Source organism: Anaerolinea thermophila (assembly GCF_020723905.1).
GTDB lineage: Bacteria > Chloroflexota > Anaerolineae > Anaerolineales > Anaerolineaceae > Anaerolinea > Anaerolinea thermophila_A.
Window position 1 is genome coordinate 76,054 of sequence record NZ_DYHZ01000008.1, and the last position, 15,397, is coordinate 91,450.

Below are 15,397 nucleotides of genomic sequence, written 5' to 3' on the forward strand. Positions count from 1 at the left end.
GCTATGGAATTTATACCCGGTTTCGTTGTAACCCAACCCCAGATGATTCTCCCTAACCATGTTGTTGGGTGGTTAGGCTGGTTGCTCTTTGTGGGATTGATTCTACTGGGATTGAAAGTTACCTGGGAAAACCCCACGGGTGTCTTAAGACGGCGCTGGTGGTTCTGGGTGCTTTTGTTTGTTCTGGTACCGGTGACCACCTTAACTATGGCAATCCGGTTGCCGGGGCAGAGCATGCCTTTGCCCGGTGTTCCGCAGTCTATCCCGCCGATGATGTTGATCTTCAGCGCTTTCCCGTGGGTTCTGGCGGCGGGAATCCTGGGTCCATTTCCTGCTGTGGTCACCGGGGCTTTTACCGGGCTGATGCTGGGACTTTTCCACACCAACAGCCTCTTTGCACCCCTGGAAATAGCCGGGTTGGCTCTGGCGTATAGTTTTGCAATTCGGCAACGTTACCGCACGCAGTTTTTCCATGTGTTACGTCATCCTCTGGGGGCGGCATTGGTGCTGGCTGTGGCTTATGCGCCGGTGTACATGCTTTCCATGCTGTTTGCTGCCAATGGTTCGCTGGCGGTGCGTCTGGACTATGCTATTACGCAGACCTGGTGGATTATGCTTGCCCGGGCAGGGGAGATGCTCCTCGCCAGTGTGGTGGGCGAAATCCTGTACCTGACCCGCCCACTCTGGTGGGGGTGTATGGGGCCACTCCTGCCCACACCCATTGAGAGCAGTTTAAAGACTCGCTTTTACGCGGGTACTATTCCTCTCGTGGCTGTGCTCTTTATCACTCTCACTGTGGGTGATTGGCTGGTTGCTGGCAACGCGGCTCGTCAACTGGTGCAGGATCAACTGGCAAACACCGCCCAAATGGCGGCGGAAAGCATTCCCTACTTTCTGGAGGCTGGACAGAGCCTGATCCTTACGCTGGCGACTCCGGATCTGTTAAATTTTCCCCCTGATGCGCTGGAAGGGCAACTGTCCACACGTTTGCGTTCGGTGCCATTTTTCCGGGAGATGGTTTTCTTAAACCAGGAAGGCAAAATCCTGGCTGCCTATCCTCAAAACAACATCCAGGTTGTGAGTTTAAGCGAAGAAGAACTGGCTGGCGTCGATCTGGCCTTGAAGGGTGTGCCTTCGCAAATGTACACCGTTCCGGCAGTAAATGGAGAATCGTCAGCGCAAATTTCTTTCCTTGCGGGTGTAAAGGATAGTGATGGCATGGTCAGGGGTGTCTTGCTGGGGCGCACCGATTTAATTTCCAATCCCTTCACTCAGGCGACTGTCCATGCCATTCAACAAATCCAGGAAAAATTCGGCGGCACAGGATTGTTCCTGGATGAATACGGGACGGTGATCTATCCGGTGGGAGAGGATGGCACGGCGGAATATACCGGGACAATTCCTCAAAAGCCTTTTGAGGAAGCCCTCTTGCCCGATGGACGGCGGGGTTACATCTACGCCCGCCAGACCATTGGCAGACCGTGGAGCATTATCCTTTTTGTGCCTGCGGAATACACTCAACAACTGGCGCTCCGCATTGCCATTCCTTTACTGCTTATCCTCATTCTGGTCTCTGCACTGGCATTTGTCCTGCTTCGTCTTGGCTTGACTCCGGTTGTCTATTTGCTGCAGGAACTGGCAGGTCAAGCCAATCTGATTGCCCGGGGCGATCTGGATCGTCCATTACCCATTCGTGGAGAGGATGAGATTGCTCGACTGGGGTTTGCCTTCGAGCAAATGCGGAAGAGCCTCAAAGCCCGTCTGGATGAACTGAACCGCCTGCTGGTGGTTTCTCAGGGTGTTGCTCAGAACCTTGAGATTCACAAAGCCGTTCAACCCGTCCTGGAGGCGGCTTTGCAAGACGGCGCCTGTCTGGCGCGGGTTGTTCTGATTCGTGATGTGGTTCTGGAAGCCCCGGAAAGTAACACCGTTTCTTTTGGGGAAGGCAGGCTCTCGCTGGGTTTTGCTTATCTGGATGAGCCTCTGTTTGATTTTGCTGAACAGCATGGCATGGCAAGTTTTCCCAATCCAGCCCGAATGCGGCGTTTGACCATGCCTTCTGGAAAAGCCCTGCCCGGCGCGCTGGCGGTTGTTGCCATCCGTTATGAAGGGGAGTATTTTGGGGTACTCTGGGTGGCATACGAACAACCACACACTTTTTCGGACGAAGAAATGCGTTTCCTCTCCACGCTGGCGGGACAGGTGGCAGTAGCCGCCGCCAGCGCTCGTCTGTATGCCATGGCAGAAATCGGACGTCAGCGCCTGGAAGCCGTTTTAGCCTCTTCGCCGGAACCGGTGCTGGTTGTGGATGAAAAAGAGCATTTGTTGTTGCTCAACCAGGCGGCATTGCAGGTGCCCGGGTTGTTGCTCATGGCGGAACCCAACAAACCGATTCACGAGGTGGTGGCACAACCCGATTTGGTGGCGCTGTTGAAGTCTCCGCTGGATAAACGGGTGCTTTCCCGCGAAATTACCTTCCCGAATAACCGGGTGTATTACGCCAGCGTATCAGCCGTGATGGCTGAAGGCAAGCCGGTTGGGCGCATTTGCACCTTGAGAGACATTACCCACTTCAAAGAACTGGATCAGATCAAGTCTGATTTCGTCGCTACTGTGAGCCATGGCCTCCGCTCGCCACTGACCCTGATGAAAGGGTACACGACCATGCTCCAGATGGTCGGTGAACTCAACGATCAGCAAAAAACCTACGTACAGAAAATTATTAGCAGTGTCGAGACCATGTCTCGACTGGTCAATAATCTGCTGGATCTGGGGCGTATTGAAGCCGGCATTGGTTTGCAGATTGAAAAAGTCATGATTACTCAAGTGGTGGATGAAGTCCTCAATGCTCTTCAACCACAGGCAACCCAGAAACAGATTGAACTGGAAAAAGAGTGGACTTCGAATACCCCCCTGGCTGTTGTGGAAGGTGACCGGGCTCTGCTTCAGCAAGCCCTGTACAATCTGGTAGAAAATGCCATCAAATATACGCCAGCAGGAGGGAAGGTGAGCGTTCGCCTGGAAGAACGCCATGAAAGCCTGGTAGTGCGAGTCATTGATACTGGGATTGGGATTGCCCCCCTCGATTTGCCGCGTCTCTTCGAAAAATTTTACCGCAGTGGGCGTCGGGAGTCCTATCAACAACGCGGTTCCGGTTTAGGACTGGCAATTGTAAAATCCATTGTCGATCGCCATCATGGGCGTGTGTGGGTGGAAAGCCAGTTGGGCAAGGGCAGTACCTTCTCGATGGAACTTCCCTTCCGACAACCGGTTCCTCAACCGGTTAGGGGGTAATTTTTGTGGTAAAATTACCCCTCAGGAGGGGGATCTCAAAAAACCGGATACAAAATCTTAAAAAAAGTTGCAATTGAGAAGAAGCGTGATATAATTGCAGATTGCATGCTTTCTATGGTTTTGCGTTTTTTGATCGTTGAGCCAGCGCCTTTACTTGATTTTAAGGCGCGTGGCTCTGTTTTGTAGTGTTCCATCAGGTTTCGAACAGGAGGCTTTTTAGTGGAAACCAAGGGTCTCACCGCACTGCGTATTAGTCTGGCTTCGCCGGAACACATTCGTTCGTGGTCATATGGCGAAGTGTTGAAGCCGGAAACGATTAACTACCGGCGTTTGCGCCCTGAAAAAGATGGGCTGTTTTGTGAAGCCATTTTTGGTCCCACGCGTGACTATCAGTGTTATTGTGGGAAATACAAGAATCCCCGCTACAAAGGCATCGTTTGCGATAAATGCGGTGTAGAAGTTACCCGTTCCTCTGTCCGTCGGGAACGGATGGGGCACATCGAACTGGCAACGCCGGTGGCGCATATCTGGTACACTCGCCGCATCCCTTCCTACTTGGGGCTTCTGCTGGATATCTCCCGCCGCAATCTGGACCGGGTTCTGTATTTTGCGCAGTACGTGGTCACTCACGTGGATGAGGATGCCCGTCAGAAAGCCCTGAAGCGCCTTGAGGATGAAATCAGCGTTTCAGAACGGGAACAAGCCAACCAGATCAACGAAAAAATCAAAGAGATCAAACTGGATCGCGATCGCAAACTTAACGAACTGAGCCAGCAAAAGAGCGAGTTGCAAGCCCGTGCGGATGAGCAAATCGCCATGCGGCTTGAACCGGTAATCAAAGAAGGACAGCGTCTAGAAGCCTCCCTCCAGGAACGCATGGGGCAGACGGTTTCCAAGCCCATTGTGTTTGAAGCCGCTGGAATCACAATTGTGGATGCGGGACAGACTGTCACATCGGCGCACCTTTCCATGATTCAACGCACCGTAAAACAGCGCCTGGATGAACTGGAAAGCGAAGTGCGCGATCAACTGCGCCGTGACCAGGAACAGATCGCTATGGAAATGGAGCGCATTCGCGCGGAAGCCAACGAAGCCATGGAAGCCCTGCGAAACCAGTTGGAAGATCAGGCGGTAGTCTCTCAGAATCAAAATTCTCGTCTGCGCGATGAGTTGATTGAACTGCGTCCCTTCACCTTCCTTACAGAAAGCCGCTACCGCGAACTGAAACAACGCTGGGGGCAGGTCTTCCGTGCGGATATGGGTGCAGAAGCCTTCTATGATATTCTCCGCCGTCTGGACCTGGATAAACTGGCGGAAGATTTATGGCACGAGGTACGCACCTCCAAGAGCAAGCAAAAGCGCAAGAAAGCCACCATTCGCCTGAAAGTGGTGGAAGCCTTCCGCCGATCGGGTAACCGTCCCGAATGGATGATTCTGACAGTTCTGCCTGTCATTCCGCCTGATCTGCGCCCAATGGTGCAACTGGATGGCGGTCGCTTTGCCACCTCCGACTTGAATGACCTTTACCGCCGCGTGATCAACCGCAATAACCGCCTGAAGCGCCTGCTGGAACTCGGCGCGCCCGATGTGATTGTGCGCAACGAAAAACGCATGCTGCAGGAAGCGGTTGATTCCCTGATTGACAATTCTCAGCGCGGCAAAGCCCTTTCCCGCCGCGGACGCCGCGAACTCAAATCGCTCAGCGATATGTTGAAGGGCAAGAAAGGACGCTTCCGCCGCAACCTGTTAGGAAAGCGCGTGGACTACTCCGGTCGCTCGGTGATTGTAGTGGGTCCCAAACTGAAACTGCATCAGTGCGGCTTGCCCAAGACCATGGCGCTGGAACTCTACCGCCCCTTCGTGATTGCAAAACTGGTGGCACACAACTATGCCGCCAATGTGAAAGGCGCCCGTCGCTTTATCGAGCGCAATCGTCCCGAGGTGTGGGAAGTACTGGAAGAAGCCATCAAAGAGCGCCCGGTGTTGCTCAACCGTGCGCCGACCCTGCACCGTTTGGGTATCCAGGCTTTTGAACCGGTGCTGATTGAAGGAAGCGCTATTCAACTGCATCCGCTGGTGACCACAGCGTTCAACGCGGACTTTGATGGCGACCAGATGGCAGTACACGTGCCGCTGTCAGAAAAAGCCGTTTGGGAAGCCCGCCACCTTATGCTGGCTTCCAAGAACCTGCTCAAACCCGCCGATGGAGAGCCCATCATCAGCCCGTCTAAAGACATGGTTCTGGGTGTGTACTACCTGACCATGGATGATGGCTTGACCAATCACAAGGGTGAGGGACGCTACTTCGCCGACATGGATGAAGTGGAAATGGCTTACCAGTTAGGTCAGGTTGAGGTGCATACGCACATCCACCTGCGCACCCAGACCTGGTACGAAGAGTACGAAAAGAAAGATCGCCGCTTGCCCAAACCGGAAAAGCGCATCATCAAGACCACTGTAGGACGGGTGCTCTTCAACCGCATTCTGCCTGAAGAAGTACGCTTCCGCAATATCGTTTTGGATAAAGGCGGTGTGAAAGACCTGATTGCTGATGTGCTGGAAGTGTGCGGTCAGGAAAAGACCACCCTTGTGGCGGATGAGATTAAGGATATTGGTTTCGAGTATGCCATGAAGTCTGGCGCAACCATTGCGGTCTCGGATATCAGCATCCCCGAAGAGAAGAATGTTATTCTCGCAAAAGCCCAGGCAGAGGTGGATCAGGTTCAACGGGCGTATCGCCGTGGCTTGCTTACGGAACAGGAACGCAACGAACGCATTATCGAAATCTGGCAGCAGACGACCAAGGTTGTTGCCGATACGGTCAAGCGCAACATGGACCCCAATGGCAACCTGTCCACCATGGCACTTTCCGGCGCCACCAAAGGTGGTTTTGGTCCCATTGCTCAGCTGGCGGGTATGCGCGGTTTGATGGCTGACCCGGCAGGACGCATCATTCGCCTGCCGATTACCTCCAACTTCCGCGAAGGCTTGACTACCCTGGAATACTTCATCTCCACGCACGGAGCGCGCAAAGGTCTGGCAGATACTGCTCTGCGTACTGCCGATGCGGGCTACCTGACCCGTCGTCTGGTGGATGTTGCCCAGGATATCATCATCAACGAAATTGATTGCGGCACCAGAGAAGGCATTTTCATCCGTAAAGCCGATGATGTGGCTGGACAGTCTTTCAAGGAACGTCTGTTTGGGCGGTTGACCGCTGAGCGTGTTATTGATCCGCGCACCGGTGAAATTCTGGCAGAGCGCGATCAGATGCTCGATCATGAACTGTGCCGCCGAATTGTTGCCGCAGGGGTTGATGAGGTCAAAGTGCGCTCGCCCATGACCTGTGAACTGGTGCATGGCATTTGTGCCAAATGTTATGGGATGGACCTCGGGCGTGGTACCATGGTGGAACTGGGCGCAGCGGTGGGTATTGTTGCCGCTCAGTCTATTGGCGAGCCGGGTACGCAGTTGACCCTGCGCACCTTCCATACCGGTGGTGTGGCGGCTGGCGGTGATATTACTACCGGTCTCCCCCGCGTGGAAGAACTCTTTGAAGCCCGCCGTACTCCCAAAGGCGAAGCCATTGTCTCCGAAATCTCCGGCACGGTACGCATCCTGCAGTCCGATCGGTACTCTGATCAACGGCTGGTGCGCGTCGAGCGCAGTGAACTGGTCAGCGATGAGTACGAAATTCCTGAAGGATGGCAGGTGGTGGTCAAGGATGAAGGCACCGTTTCTCTGGGCGATCCTGTTGCCGTTCTTGGAGAAGCCAGCATTACCGCTCAACATGCCGGACGGGTTCGCATTGAAGAAAACCGTGTGATTGTGGCTTACGAACAGCGCGAAAGCGAGGAATACGAAATTCCCAGCACGGCGCGCATTGTTGTGAAGGACGGCGAGCACATCGAAGCAGGCACCCCGCTTACCGAGGGTTCGCTCAACCCGCACATGATCCTCAAGATCAAAGGTCGCGAAGCCTGCCAGATGTATCTGCTGACCGAAATTCAGAAGGTGTACCGCTCTCAAGGGCAGAACATCAATGACAAGCACTTTGAGGTCATCATTCGCAAGATGATGGGCAAGGTTCAGGTCATTCGCCCCGGCGACACCAACTACCTGCCTTCGGATTATGTGGACCGCCTTGAGATTCGTAAGGTCAACGAAGAACTGATCGCCATGGGCAAACAACCTGCCCGCTTTGCTGAAGTCCTGCTGGGCGTCACCAAAGCCTCGCTGAACACGGATTCGTTCCTCTCGGCTTCGTCCTTCCAGCACACCATTAAGGTTCTGGCTGGTGCCGCCATTGCAGGTATGAAGGACAACCTGTACGGTTTGAAGGAAAACGTCATCATCGGTAAACTCATTCCGGCAGGCACAGGATTTGTCCACGGGCGTTTTGCCCCCAAAGAGGAAAAAGCCGAAGCACCCTCGCAGGATTAAATCGCTGAATATGAACGGAAAACCGGGGAGAGGGACATAACCTTACCCCGGTTTTTTTATTTAAGAGAAATTAGAGAGAGGTTCTGTTTTTCTCAGAAGTCCAGTTGAGTTTTTGGACCGGTCTCAACAATATTTAATCTAGTGTTTCGTGGTTGTAATATCGGTTGTGATGGCCTTTTTATCTTCGCCGCTGGTGATGACCGGCTTTTTATCGCAAACCACCGATGGAAAAATAGAACAAATTTCCATCTGTGGTAAGATAAAGGAGAAGTTGAATCGCAGGAGAGTGTTTCATGGAAGTTGGGCTGGTCAAGCGGGTGGATATCGATCAGGAGATGCAACAGTCCTATCTGGACTATGCCATGAGTGTGATCGTGGCGAGGGCTTTGCCCGATGCTCGCGATGGACTCAAGCCAGTCCAGCGGCGTATTCTCTACGCCATGCACGATATGAGTCTGGGTCCTGATTCGGGGTACCGTAAATCGGCAAGAATTGTCGGTGAAGTGTTGGGTAAGTACCATCCCCATGGAGATGTGGCTGTCTATGAAGCCATGGCGCGTCTGGCGCAGGATTTCACCATGCGCTACCCGCTGGTAGATGGACAGGGCAATTTTGGCTCAATTGACGGCGACCCGCCTGCCGCAATGCGCTATACCGAAGCCCGCCTGACCCGCTTTGCTACCGAACTGCTCTCCCAGATTGACCGCAATACAGTAGATTTCGCCGATAACTTTGATGGCACCCTGCGCGAGCCGCAGGTGCTGCCCGCCGCCATTCCAAATTTACTGGTTAATGGAGCCAATGGCATTGCTGTGGGCATGGCGACCAACATCCCTCCGCACAACCTCTGCGAGGTGGTGGATGCGCTGGCGTTCATGCTCGATGAATGGGAGCGTCTGGACGAAATTGGTGTTCCTGATTTGATGCGCTTCATTAAAGGTCCAGATTTCCCCACGGGTGGGATTTTGCTTCAGAATGTAGAAGAGGGTGGTTTGCTTGCCGCTTACGGATCGGGAAAAGGGCGTATCCTCATCCGTGGAAAGGTGCACGCCGAGGATTTGGGGCGGGGACGCACCCGTCTGATCATTACCGAACTGCCTTATCAAACCAATAAAACCAGCCTCATCGAACGCATTGCCGAACTGGTTCGTGAGGGAGTACTGGAGAGCATCGCCGATTTGAGGGATGAATCGGACCGCCAGGGGATGCGGATTGTCATCGAACTTAAGCAGGGTGCTGAGGTGGAGACCACCATCCGCACACTGTATCAGCGCACGCCTTTGCAGAGCACCTTTGGCATCATTTTGCTGGCGCTTGTGGATGGCGAACCCCGCTTGCTGACTCTCAAGCAAGCCTTACGGGTATTCCTGGAGCATCGCATTGAGGTAGTGCGTCGCCGCAGTGAGTATGATCTGGCGCGCGCCCGTCATCGCGCTCACATTCTGGAGGGCTTGCGGGTAGCCCTGAAAAATCTCGATGAGGTAATTCAATTAATCCGCAATGCGCCGGACGCTGAACAAGCCCGCACGCGCCTGATGAAACGGTTTAAATTGAGCGAGATCCAGGCTCAGGCGATTCTGGACATGCAGTTACGACGGCTGGCTTCCCTGGAACGGAAAAAGATAGAAGAAGAATACCGTGAAGTCACTGCGCAAATTAAAGCCCTTGAATCCCTGCTCGGTTCTACCAGGAAAATTCGCCTTGCTGTCAAAGAGGAACTTGTTAAGATAAAAGAGCAGTACGGCGATCGTCGGCGGACTCAGATTGTGACCCTGGAAGGGGAGAAAACCATCCACCAATTCCTCACCGCCGATGAAGTGGCGCCCGCCGATAAAGTCTGGGTGGGGGTAACTGCCGATGGAAAGATTGCCCGCACCCCTGGAGAAGGATTGCCGCGCTTTCCTGCCCGACACTGTCTGCGTGCCTCTACCCGCGCAGTGCTGATTTTGGCAAATGCGCAGGGGCAGGCGTCGGCGCTTTCGGTGGGATCTTTGCCCGTGGTAGAACAATGGGAGGACGGTATCCCCCTCCATAAAGCCAGCGCCCTTTCTGAAGGGGATCGGGTGATGTATGTGCTGGCGCTGGAACCTGATGAACCCAAAGCCGATCGTTACCTGGTGACTGTAACCAGAAATGCCATGGTCAAAAAGAGCAGTCTGGAAGATTTACCCGGACCTTCGGCACAAAAGTTCACTCTGGTCAAGGTCAATCCGGAGGATGAACTGCTCACCGGGACGGTGACAGGAGGACAGTATGAATTGCTTTTGCTCACCTCAGGAGGCATGGCAATTCGCTTTTCAGAGAGTGAAGTACGCCCAATGGGACTGGTTGCCGCCGGTGTGCTGGGAATGAAACTGGCTGAGGGAGATCAGGTGGCGGGACTGGTGGTGAACCCACAGGATAAAGACATCCTTTTTGTCTGTTCGGATGGCGTGATTGGGCGCATCACCGGCGCAGATTTCCCATTACAGGGACGCTACGGGCAGGGGGTGCTCGCGACCCGTGTTTCGCACGGCGCTGAGATTGTGGGCGCATTAGGGGTGCAGAAACAGAAGGATATTGTGCTTCATCTTTCCCCTGAGGGTTTTCTTGTTCTGCCGGTTTCCGATATTCACCGCATCAAACGCGGCGACAGAGGGACACGCCTGAAACTGGTGTCGAATCAAGAAGTTCTTGCCCTGACCTGGATGCCTGCGGTAGAAATTCCTGAAAATACAGAAGGTTCCTCCTCTTCTTCAGGCAAGCCAACCCGCAGAAAAAAGACGGCTGAGTCCGAGCCTGGTCCTGCGGCTCGAGCAGTGTCTCCCAGAGCGACGAACAAACCCTCATCAACAGGGGAAACTTCTCCCGCTAAAGCCTCGGTTCGGAAGCGTTCCTCAGCAAAGGCAAAAGAGGAACCTGTCAAGTCCACCTCTCGCAGGCGTTCCACTGTTGAGGTGGAAGCGGAGACAACCGGGACGACAACCAGATCCCGCCGGTCGAGAAAAACGGATGAGGAGAAAACGCCTGCTCCAGCCGCGTCTTCACGGAAAAAAGTCTCTCAGTCCCCGGAAACAGGGCAAAGCGCTACCAAAAAGTCGGGTGTTCAAAAGGCTGAAAAACCGGCAAAGACTGCAGGAAAAAAGCGTTCTGCCCCCGTCCCAGAGCAAAGACCTCTTCCCAACCTTGAGGAGACTTCTAAGCCTCGACGGCGGCAGAAACCGTCGGATGAGTGATCTGGAACTGACTGGCATGATAAAGAATACGGTCATTGAGTAAATGCACCGTATCGTTTCCTTCCTGAACCGTACCGTAAGGGGAAGCGGCTCTCCATTTAAAAAACCGTTGATTCCCCTGATGATGTTGAGAGATTAGCGTGAACCGACCTTGCGGGAGCAGATTTTCCAGCAAATGTCTGTACCAGCGCTCAATGGCAGGATGTCCCTGATCGGTGCGCAGGGCTTTGACGTGCACAGCCGCAGGATGATACAACAGGATCAATCGGTGCAGGTCACGTTGATTGAGTGCCTCAAACAGGGATTGGATGATGTCCTGTGGTCGAGGATCGGGTTGCGGGGCTGGGGTTCGTTTATAGTGGGCAATTGTCTCCCACAACTCCGGTAAATCGCGGCGGCAAAACTCCCATCCCCAAAAGTTACACGCATGCAACTCGTGTTCATCCACAGCCTGGAGAAATTCGAGAATGTCCTGGGGAGTAGGGCGCCAGCCTCCCCACTTATACGCCGCTCCTGTGGGGACAATGGGAGTAGAGGGCTGCATGCTACGATATTCCATTAAGCAGCGGCGCAATTGAGCAGCGGGGTTATGGGCTTGTTCCCAGTACACCTGTGGCATGATGACCTGCACGTGTGGCAGGAAGACCTCCCAGGGCAAACTGGCATGCAGTTTTGGAAAACGGTACGAACTGAATCCCAGCGGCAGATCGGGAAAGCGATTGCGCAACTCTCCCAGGTATTTCTGTGCCGCAAGTTTTCGCCCGGGCAGTTTGTACTGTTCTTCAGCATCAATGACAAATCCGTCCAGATGCAGTTGAGTCAGCCTGCGAATGGCGACTTGCGCTTCGGGAACTGGTTCAAAGCCATAAACATACTGCCAGCCCCAGGCTTGAATTCCCCGAGCATGCAGGGCTTCAACCAGTGGGGGAACGTAATCCACCTTGCCGTCTTTACTCACGTTGTGAGCATAAAAACGGTCTGCAATTTTAATGAGCACATGAGTCAAGCCTGCTTTCTGGGCTTCTTCAGCAATGGCTTGGACATTGCCTTTCTCACAGTTGGGGATGTTCCACAGGTAGAACCCTTTGCCGTGCAGATTCATGAATTCGTCTCCAGGACTAGGATGCTGGAGATTCGATGTTGCCCTCCAAACCCAGTTGAGGGGCAATGCGCCGCATTGCCAGAATCACGTTGTCCACATGTTCCCAGAGGTCAATGCCCAGTTCCTGTGCCCCGGCGGCAATTTCCTCCCGGTTTGCTCCTGCCGCAAACGCACGGTCTTTCCACTTTTTCTTAACCGAAGAGGCGGTCAGGTCATACAGCGAGCGGGATGGACGCACCAGTGCCACTGCAGTAATCAGTCCGGTGATTTCATCGCAGGCGTACAGGGCTCTTTCCATCAGAGTGGTTCGGGGAATGCCTGTGTGGTCGGCATGGGAGAGAATCGCCCGCACGATGATTTCAGGAACCCCGTGTTCGCGCAGAATGGGAGCCCCGGCAGTGGGGTGTTCTTCCAGGGTGGGATGGATTTCCCAGTCGAAATCGTGGAGCAGCCCCACCACGCCCCACAGATCGGCATCCTCGCCAAATTTTTCGGCGTAAAAGCGCATGGCGGCTTCCACCGAAAGCATGTGGTTGATGAGATTGGGGTTTTTGACATAGGTGTGGACAATCTTCAATGCGTCTTCTCGGTTCATCATCGAACTCCTCCTTGATAGGGTGCAAGAATTGAGCCAGCGATTTTATTCAGAAGGTTAATCCTCAGGGAAGATGGGTTCATACGGTCCAAGCACAGGCACGGGGTGAGACACCCATACTTCCCATAACGCCACAGCAGTGGCAAGGGTTTCTCGAAGGTTCCACCATAACTGTGACCGGCGCAGATAGTACCGGTTATCGGCTGGAACGCCAATGGCTTTCACGCCCAGTTGATTGCACAGGTACAGAGCCCGGGGAAGATGAAACGGTTGCGTGACCAGAATGGCTTCGGTTACCCCAAAAATGGCTTTGGCGCGGTAACATGTATCGTAGGTGCGTCTGCCGGCGTAATCCAGCACGATATCTTCGGAAGGCACCCCCAGATCCAGGGCATATTGCCTCATGGCTCCCGGCTCATTGTAATCGATAAAACGATTATCGCCGCTCATCAGTAGTTTCTTGACCTTGCCCTGAAAATACAGGTTTGCGGCAGTCTCAACACGATCCCTGAGAACCGGGCTGGGGGTCCCGTCTCGAGATAACCCTGCCCCAAAGACAATTGCAACCGGCATGGCTGGCGCTTCGGCAAGGGAAACCGTACGAGGTCGTGCGTATAGCGCGGTCAAACCCCGCGCGGCAAGCAAAATCGTTACCGCAAGCAAAATCAACGCAATCAACACACGAATCATCTTGTCCAGGAATTGACGAAACATTTGAAGGTAATATTATTTTCCAATGAATTCAGCATAATGGATACCCAGCGCTGCAATAATTTCGCGGAGAGGGTCGTAGAGGGAATCCTCAACCGGGCGGATATCCTCAATTTCATAATCCGCAAACAATGAGAGGTTGGAACGCCCTTCAGGGTCTTTCACCAGGTCTTGAAAGGCTTGTTCGAGGGAAAGCCGGGTTTCTGCAGGCATGCCTGCTGCAAACACCAGGGCTAAATTGGGAATAATCGGGTTGCTCCGCCAGATCACTGGAATGCGCTCCAGCGCATCCGGAAGGTCTTGCAAAACGGCAGAAGCGGTGCGGGGATCGCCGGAGATGGCAAAGGTTGCGCCAAAGTCGCATACTCCCTGCACATAAAGCGTCCGCACGACACCGCTGTGGGTCTGAGTAAAAGCAGGTTCGGCAGTCTGGATACCATTTTGGGCGAGCAAGCCTGCCGGTACAAGATAACCCGCTGCAGAAGTTGGCTCAACATAACAGGGGCGTTTCCCTTCAAACTGACGGAGTGCAGTCGCGGCATCGGCGCTGTTTTGCCCGCTCAGTGGATCAAAATACAGTTGAAAACCACTGCTGGCATTGACCAGGAACTGCACCCCATACCGGTACACCCCAAAGTGATTGCTGAGCAATCCCACCTCGGCTATCCCACGCTGGCTGGCGTACAGATACGTCAGCGGCGGCATCCATGCCAGATGAACGTCGGTTTTCTCCATTGCTTCCAGCAACTGCCGGTATGTGCTGAAGGATTCTGCCCGGATTGCCAGTCCCGTCTGCCCGGCGATCTGTTGAATGACCCGGTCTGCTGCCGGGGGTTGCTCCACACTGCTCGCATCAATGTACCCAAATACGATGGGGTTTTCCACTTCACCCAGTGGAACAGGCGTGGTGGTGGAAGTTGGTTGCGGAGTGGGGGTTTCGGTAGGAATGGGACCGGGAGCAAGGGTGGGAGTGGCGCTCAGACATCCTGAAAGCCAGATGCCCACCCAGGCAAGCATCAGCACGCCTGGCCATGTCCGAAGCAGGCGCACAGGAAACCCGAGAAAATTAACCGGGGAGCGCATGATACAGCGGATTATACCTGAAGTTACACGCGCTCTGTCCAGGACGGATGAGCATATTTTTCTTCTTCCAGTTGAGCAACGCGCGCCAGTTCATCAGAGGTGAGGGGACGGATTTCCCAGGTGACGCCGAACGTTTCTGCAAAGGCTTGTATGAAGGCATCAGCGGCTTCCTGCCAGGTGACAATGCGCCCCAGCGCCTGTTCAAGCGTGATTGCTCGTTCCAGCAAACGGGTGGCGCTTTGCTGGCGTTGTTCCTCGTCGGTGTGGTTGAGCGCGAGGGTGATGCGGGTTAAATCCCCATAAAGCGGTAAACTGCCGTGTTGCAAAACGCTCTCTTTCCGCCGAAATTGAGCGCTGCCGATCAGTTTCTTCCCGTTAACGGTAATTTCGTAATTTGAGGGCACTTCAAAACAAACCGGTCCTTTTGGATTTGCGCCTTCCGGCAGAGGATACTCCTTTTGAGAGACCGCCGGAACAGCCAGATGATCCAGCGCCATCAACAGGAAGCGGGAGATGCGCATGTAACTTTCCAGCAGTCCCCCGCCCATGATTTCATGGGTAGCCGGTGCAATGACAGCATACGTGAGTTCATCGGTATGCAGGATCGCCCGTCCACCGGTAGGGCGGCGGACGAGGTCCCAGCCTTTTTCAGTAAGCCTGGTGCGGTGGACATCGCCAACGGGTTGGGCTTGTCCCAGCGAAAGACAGGGCGGTTCCCAGGCGTACAACCGCAGAACGGGATGAGACTCGCCCCGGGCGCAAAATTCCATCAGTGCTTCGTCCACAGCCATATTCCAGGCACCGCGTGCGGGAGGAGAAATCAACAATCGCCAGATATTCGTCATGCCCCAATTATAGTAAAAAAATGCACGATGCACTTTGTTAACTTTTTTAGCATTTTTTCACCTTATCGATGATGTTTTCGGATATTCCCGGTTCGAGAAAAATGAATAC

At 54.0% G+C, this 15,397-nt stretch carries 8 protein-coding genes; 3 read left to right on the forward strand and 5 right to left on the reverse strand.

Going from position 1 to position 15,397, the window contains the following annotated elements:
* Positions 1 to 3: 3 nt before the first annotated feature.
* The 3 genes from LHF31_RS12570 to LHF31_RS12580 all read left to right on the forward strand — a co-directional run bounded on the left by LHF31_RS12570 (position 4) and on the right by LHF31_RS12580 (position 10,952).
* Positions 4 to 3,294 carry an ATP-binding protein gene (locus LHF31_RS12570; RefSeq protein ID WP_303774275.1) on the forward strand — a complete coding sequence of 1,097 codons (3,291 nt, stop codon included), beginning with the start codon at positions 4 to 6 and terminating at the stop codon, positions 3,292 to 3,294.
* Positions 3,295 to 3,513: 219 nt separating this feature from the next.
* Positions 3,514 to 7,737, forward strand: coding sequence for a DNA-directed RNA polymerase subunit beta' (rpoC, locus tag LHF31_RS12575; protein WP_298002941.1), 4,224 nt, complete (start codon positions 3,514 to 3,516; stop codon positions 7,735 to 7,737).
* A gap of 293 nt (positions 7,738 to 8,030) precedes the next feature.
* Entirely contained in the window at positions 8,031 to 10,952 is a 2,922-nt protein-coding gene (locus LHF31_RS12580; protein ID WP_303774276.1) for a DNA topoisomerase (ATP-hydrolyzing) subunit A, read from the forward strand.
* On the opposite strand, the gene LHF31_RS12585 is transcribed toward LHF31_RS12580, so the two are convergent.
* The 5 genes from LHF31_RS12585 to LHF31_RS12605 are packed head-to-tail and all read right to left on the reverse strand — an operon-like array spanning position 10,915 to position 15,288.
* Complete coding sequence (locus tag LHF31_RS12585; protein WP_298005711.1) at positions 10,915 to 12,054, reverse strand: nuclear transport factor 2 family protein; 1,140 nt, start codon at positions 12,052 to 12,054, stop codon at positions 10,915 to 10,917. The two genes, LHF31_RS12580 and LHF31_RS12585, sit on opposite strands and share 38 nt — an antisense overlap.
* Positions 12,055 to 12,070: 16 nt before the next feature.
* Positions 12,071 to 12,652, reverse strand: a complete 582-nt coding sequence (locus LHF31_RS12590) for an HDIG domain-containing metalloprotein (RefSeq protein WP_298005708.1) — start codon at positions 12,650 to 12,652, stop codon at positions 12,071 to 12,073.
* A 54-nt stretch (positions 12,653 to 12,706) separates the two neighbouring features.
* A complete protein-coding gene (locus LHF31_RS12595; protein ID WP_298005705.1) occupies positions 12,707 to 13,363 on the reverse strand; it encodes a vancomycin high temperature exclusion protein in 657 nt (218 codons plus the stop codon).
* A 12-nt stretch (positions 13,364 to 13,375) separates the two neighbouring features.
* Positions 13,376 to 14,443 carry a phosphate/phosphite/phosphonate ABC transporter substrate-binding protein gene (locus tag LHF31_RS12600; RefSeq protein WP_303774277.1) on the reverse strand — a complete coding sequence of 356 codons (1,068 nt, stop codon included), beginning with the start codon at positions 14,441 to 14,443 and terminating at the stop codon, positions 13,376 to 13,378.
* 23 nt (positions 14,444 to 14,466) lie between these two features.
* Entirely contained in the window at positions 14,467 to 15,288 is an 822-nt protein-coding gene (locus LHF31_RS12605) for a biotin/lipoate A/B protein ligase family protein (RefSeq protein WP_303774278.1), read from the reverse strand.
* Between the last annotated feature and the right edge of the window lie 109 nt (positions 15,289 to 15,397).

Excerpts from the sequence above, each read along its gene's own strand:
- LHF31_RS12570 (WP_303774275.1), top strand. The coding sequence starts at position 4 with ATGGAATTTATACCCGGTTTCGTTGTAACCCAACCCCAGATGATTCTC.
- LHF31_RS12580 (WP_303774276.1), top strand. The coding sequence starts at position 8,031 with ATGGAAGTTGGGCTGGTCAAGCGGGTGGATATCGATCAGGAGATGCAA.
- LHF31_RS12585 (WP_298005711.1), bottom strand. The coding sequence starts at position 12,054 with ATGAATCTGCACGGCAAAGGGTTCTACCTGTGGAACATCCCCAACTGT.
- LHF31_RS12590 (WP_298005708.1), bottom strand. The coding sequence starts at position 12,652 with ATGATGAACCGAGAAGACGCATTGAAGATTGTCCACACCTATGTCAAA.
- LHF31_RS12595 (WP_298005705.1), bottom strand. The coding sequence starts at position 13,363 with ATGTTTCGTCAATTCCTGGACAAGATGATTCGTGTGTTGATTGCGTTG.
- LHF31_RS12600 (WP_303774277.1), bottom strand. The coding sequence starts at position 14,443 with ATGCGCTCCCCGGTTAATTTTCTCGGGTTTCCTGTGCGCCTGCTTCGG.
- LHF31_RS12605 (WP_303774278.1), bottom strand. The coding sequence starts at position 15,288 with ATGACGAATATCTGGCGATTGTTGATTTCTCCTCCCGCACGCGGTGCC.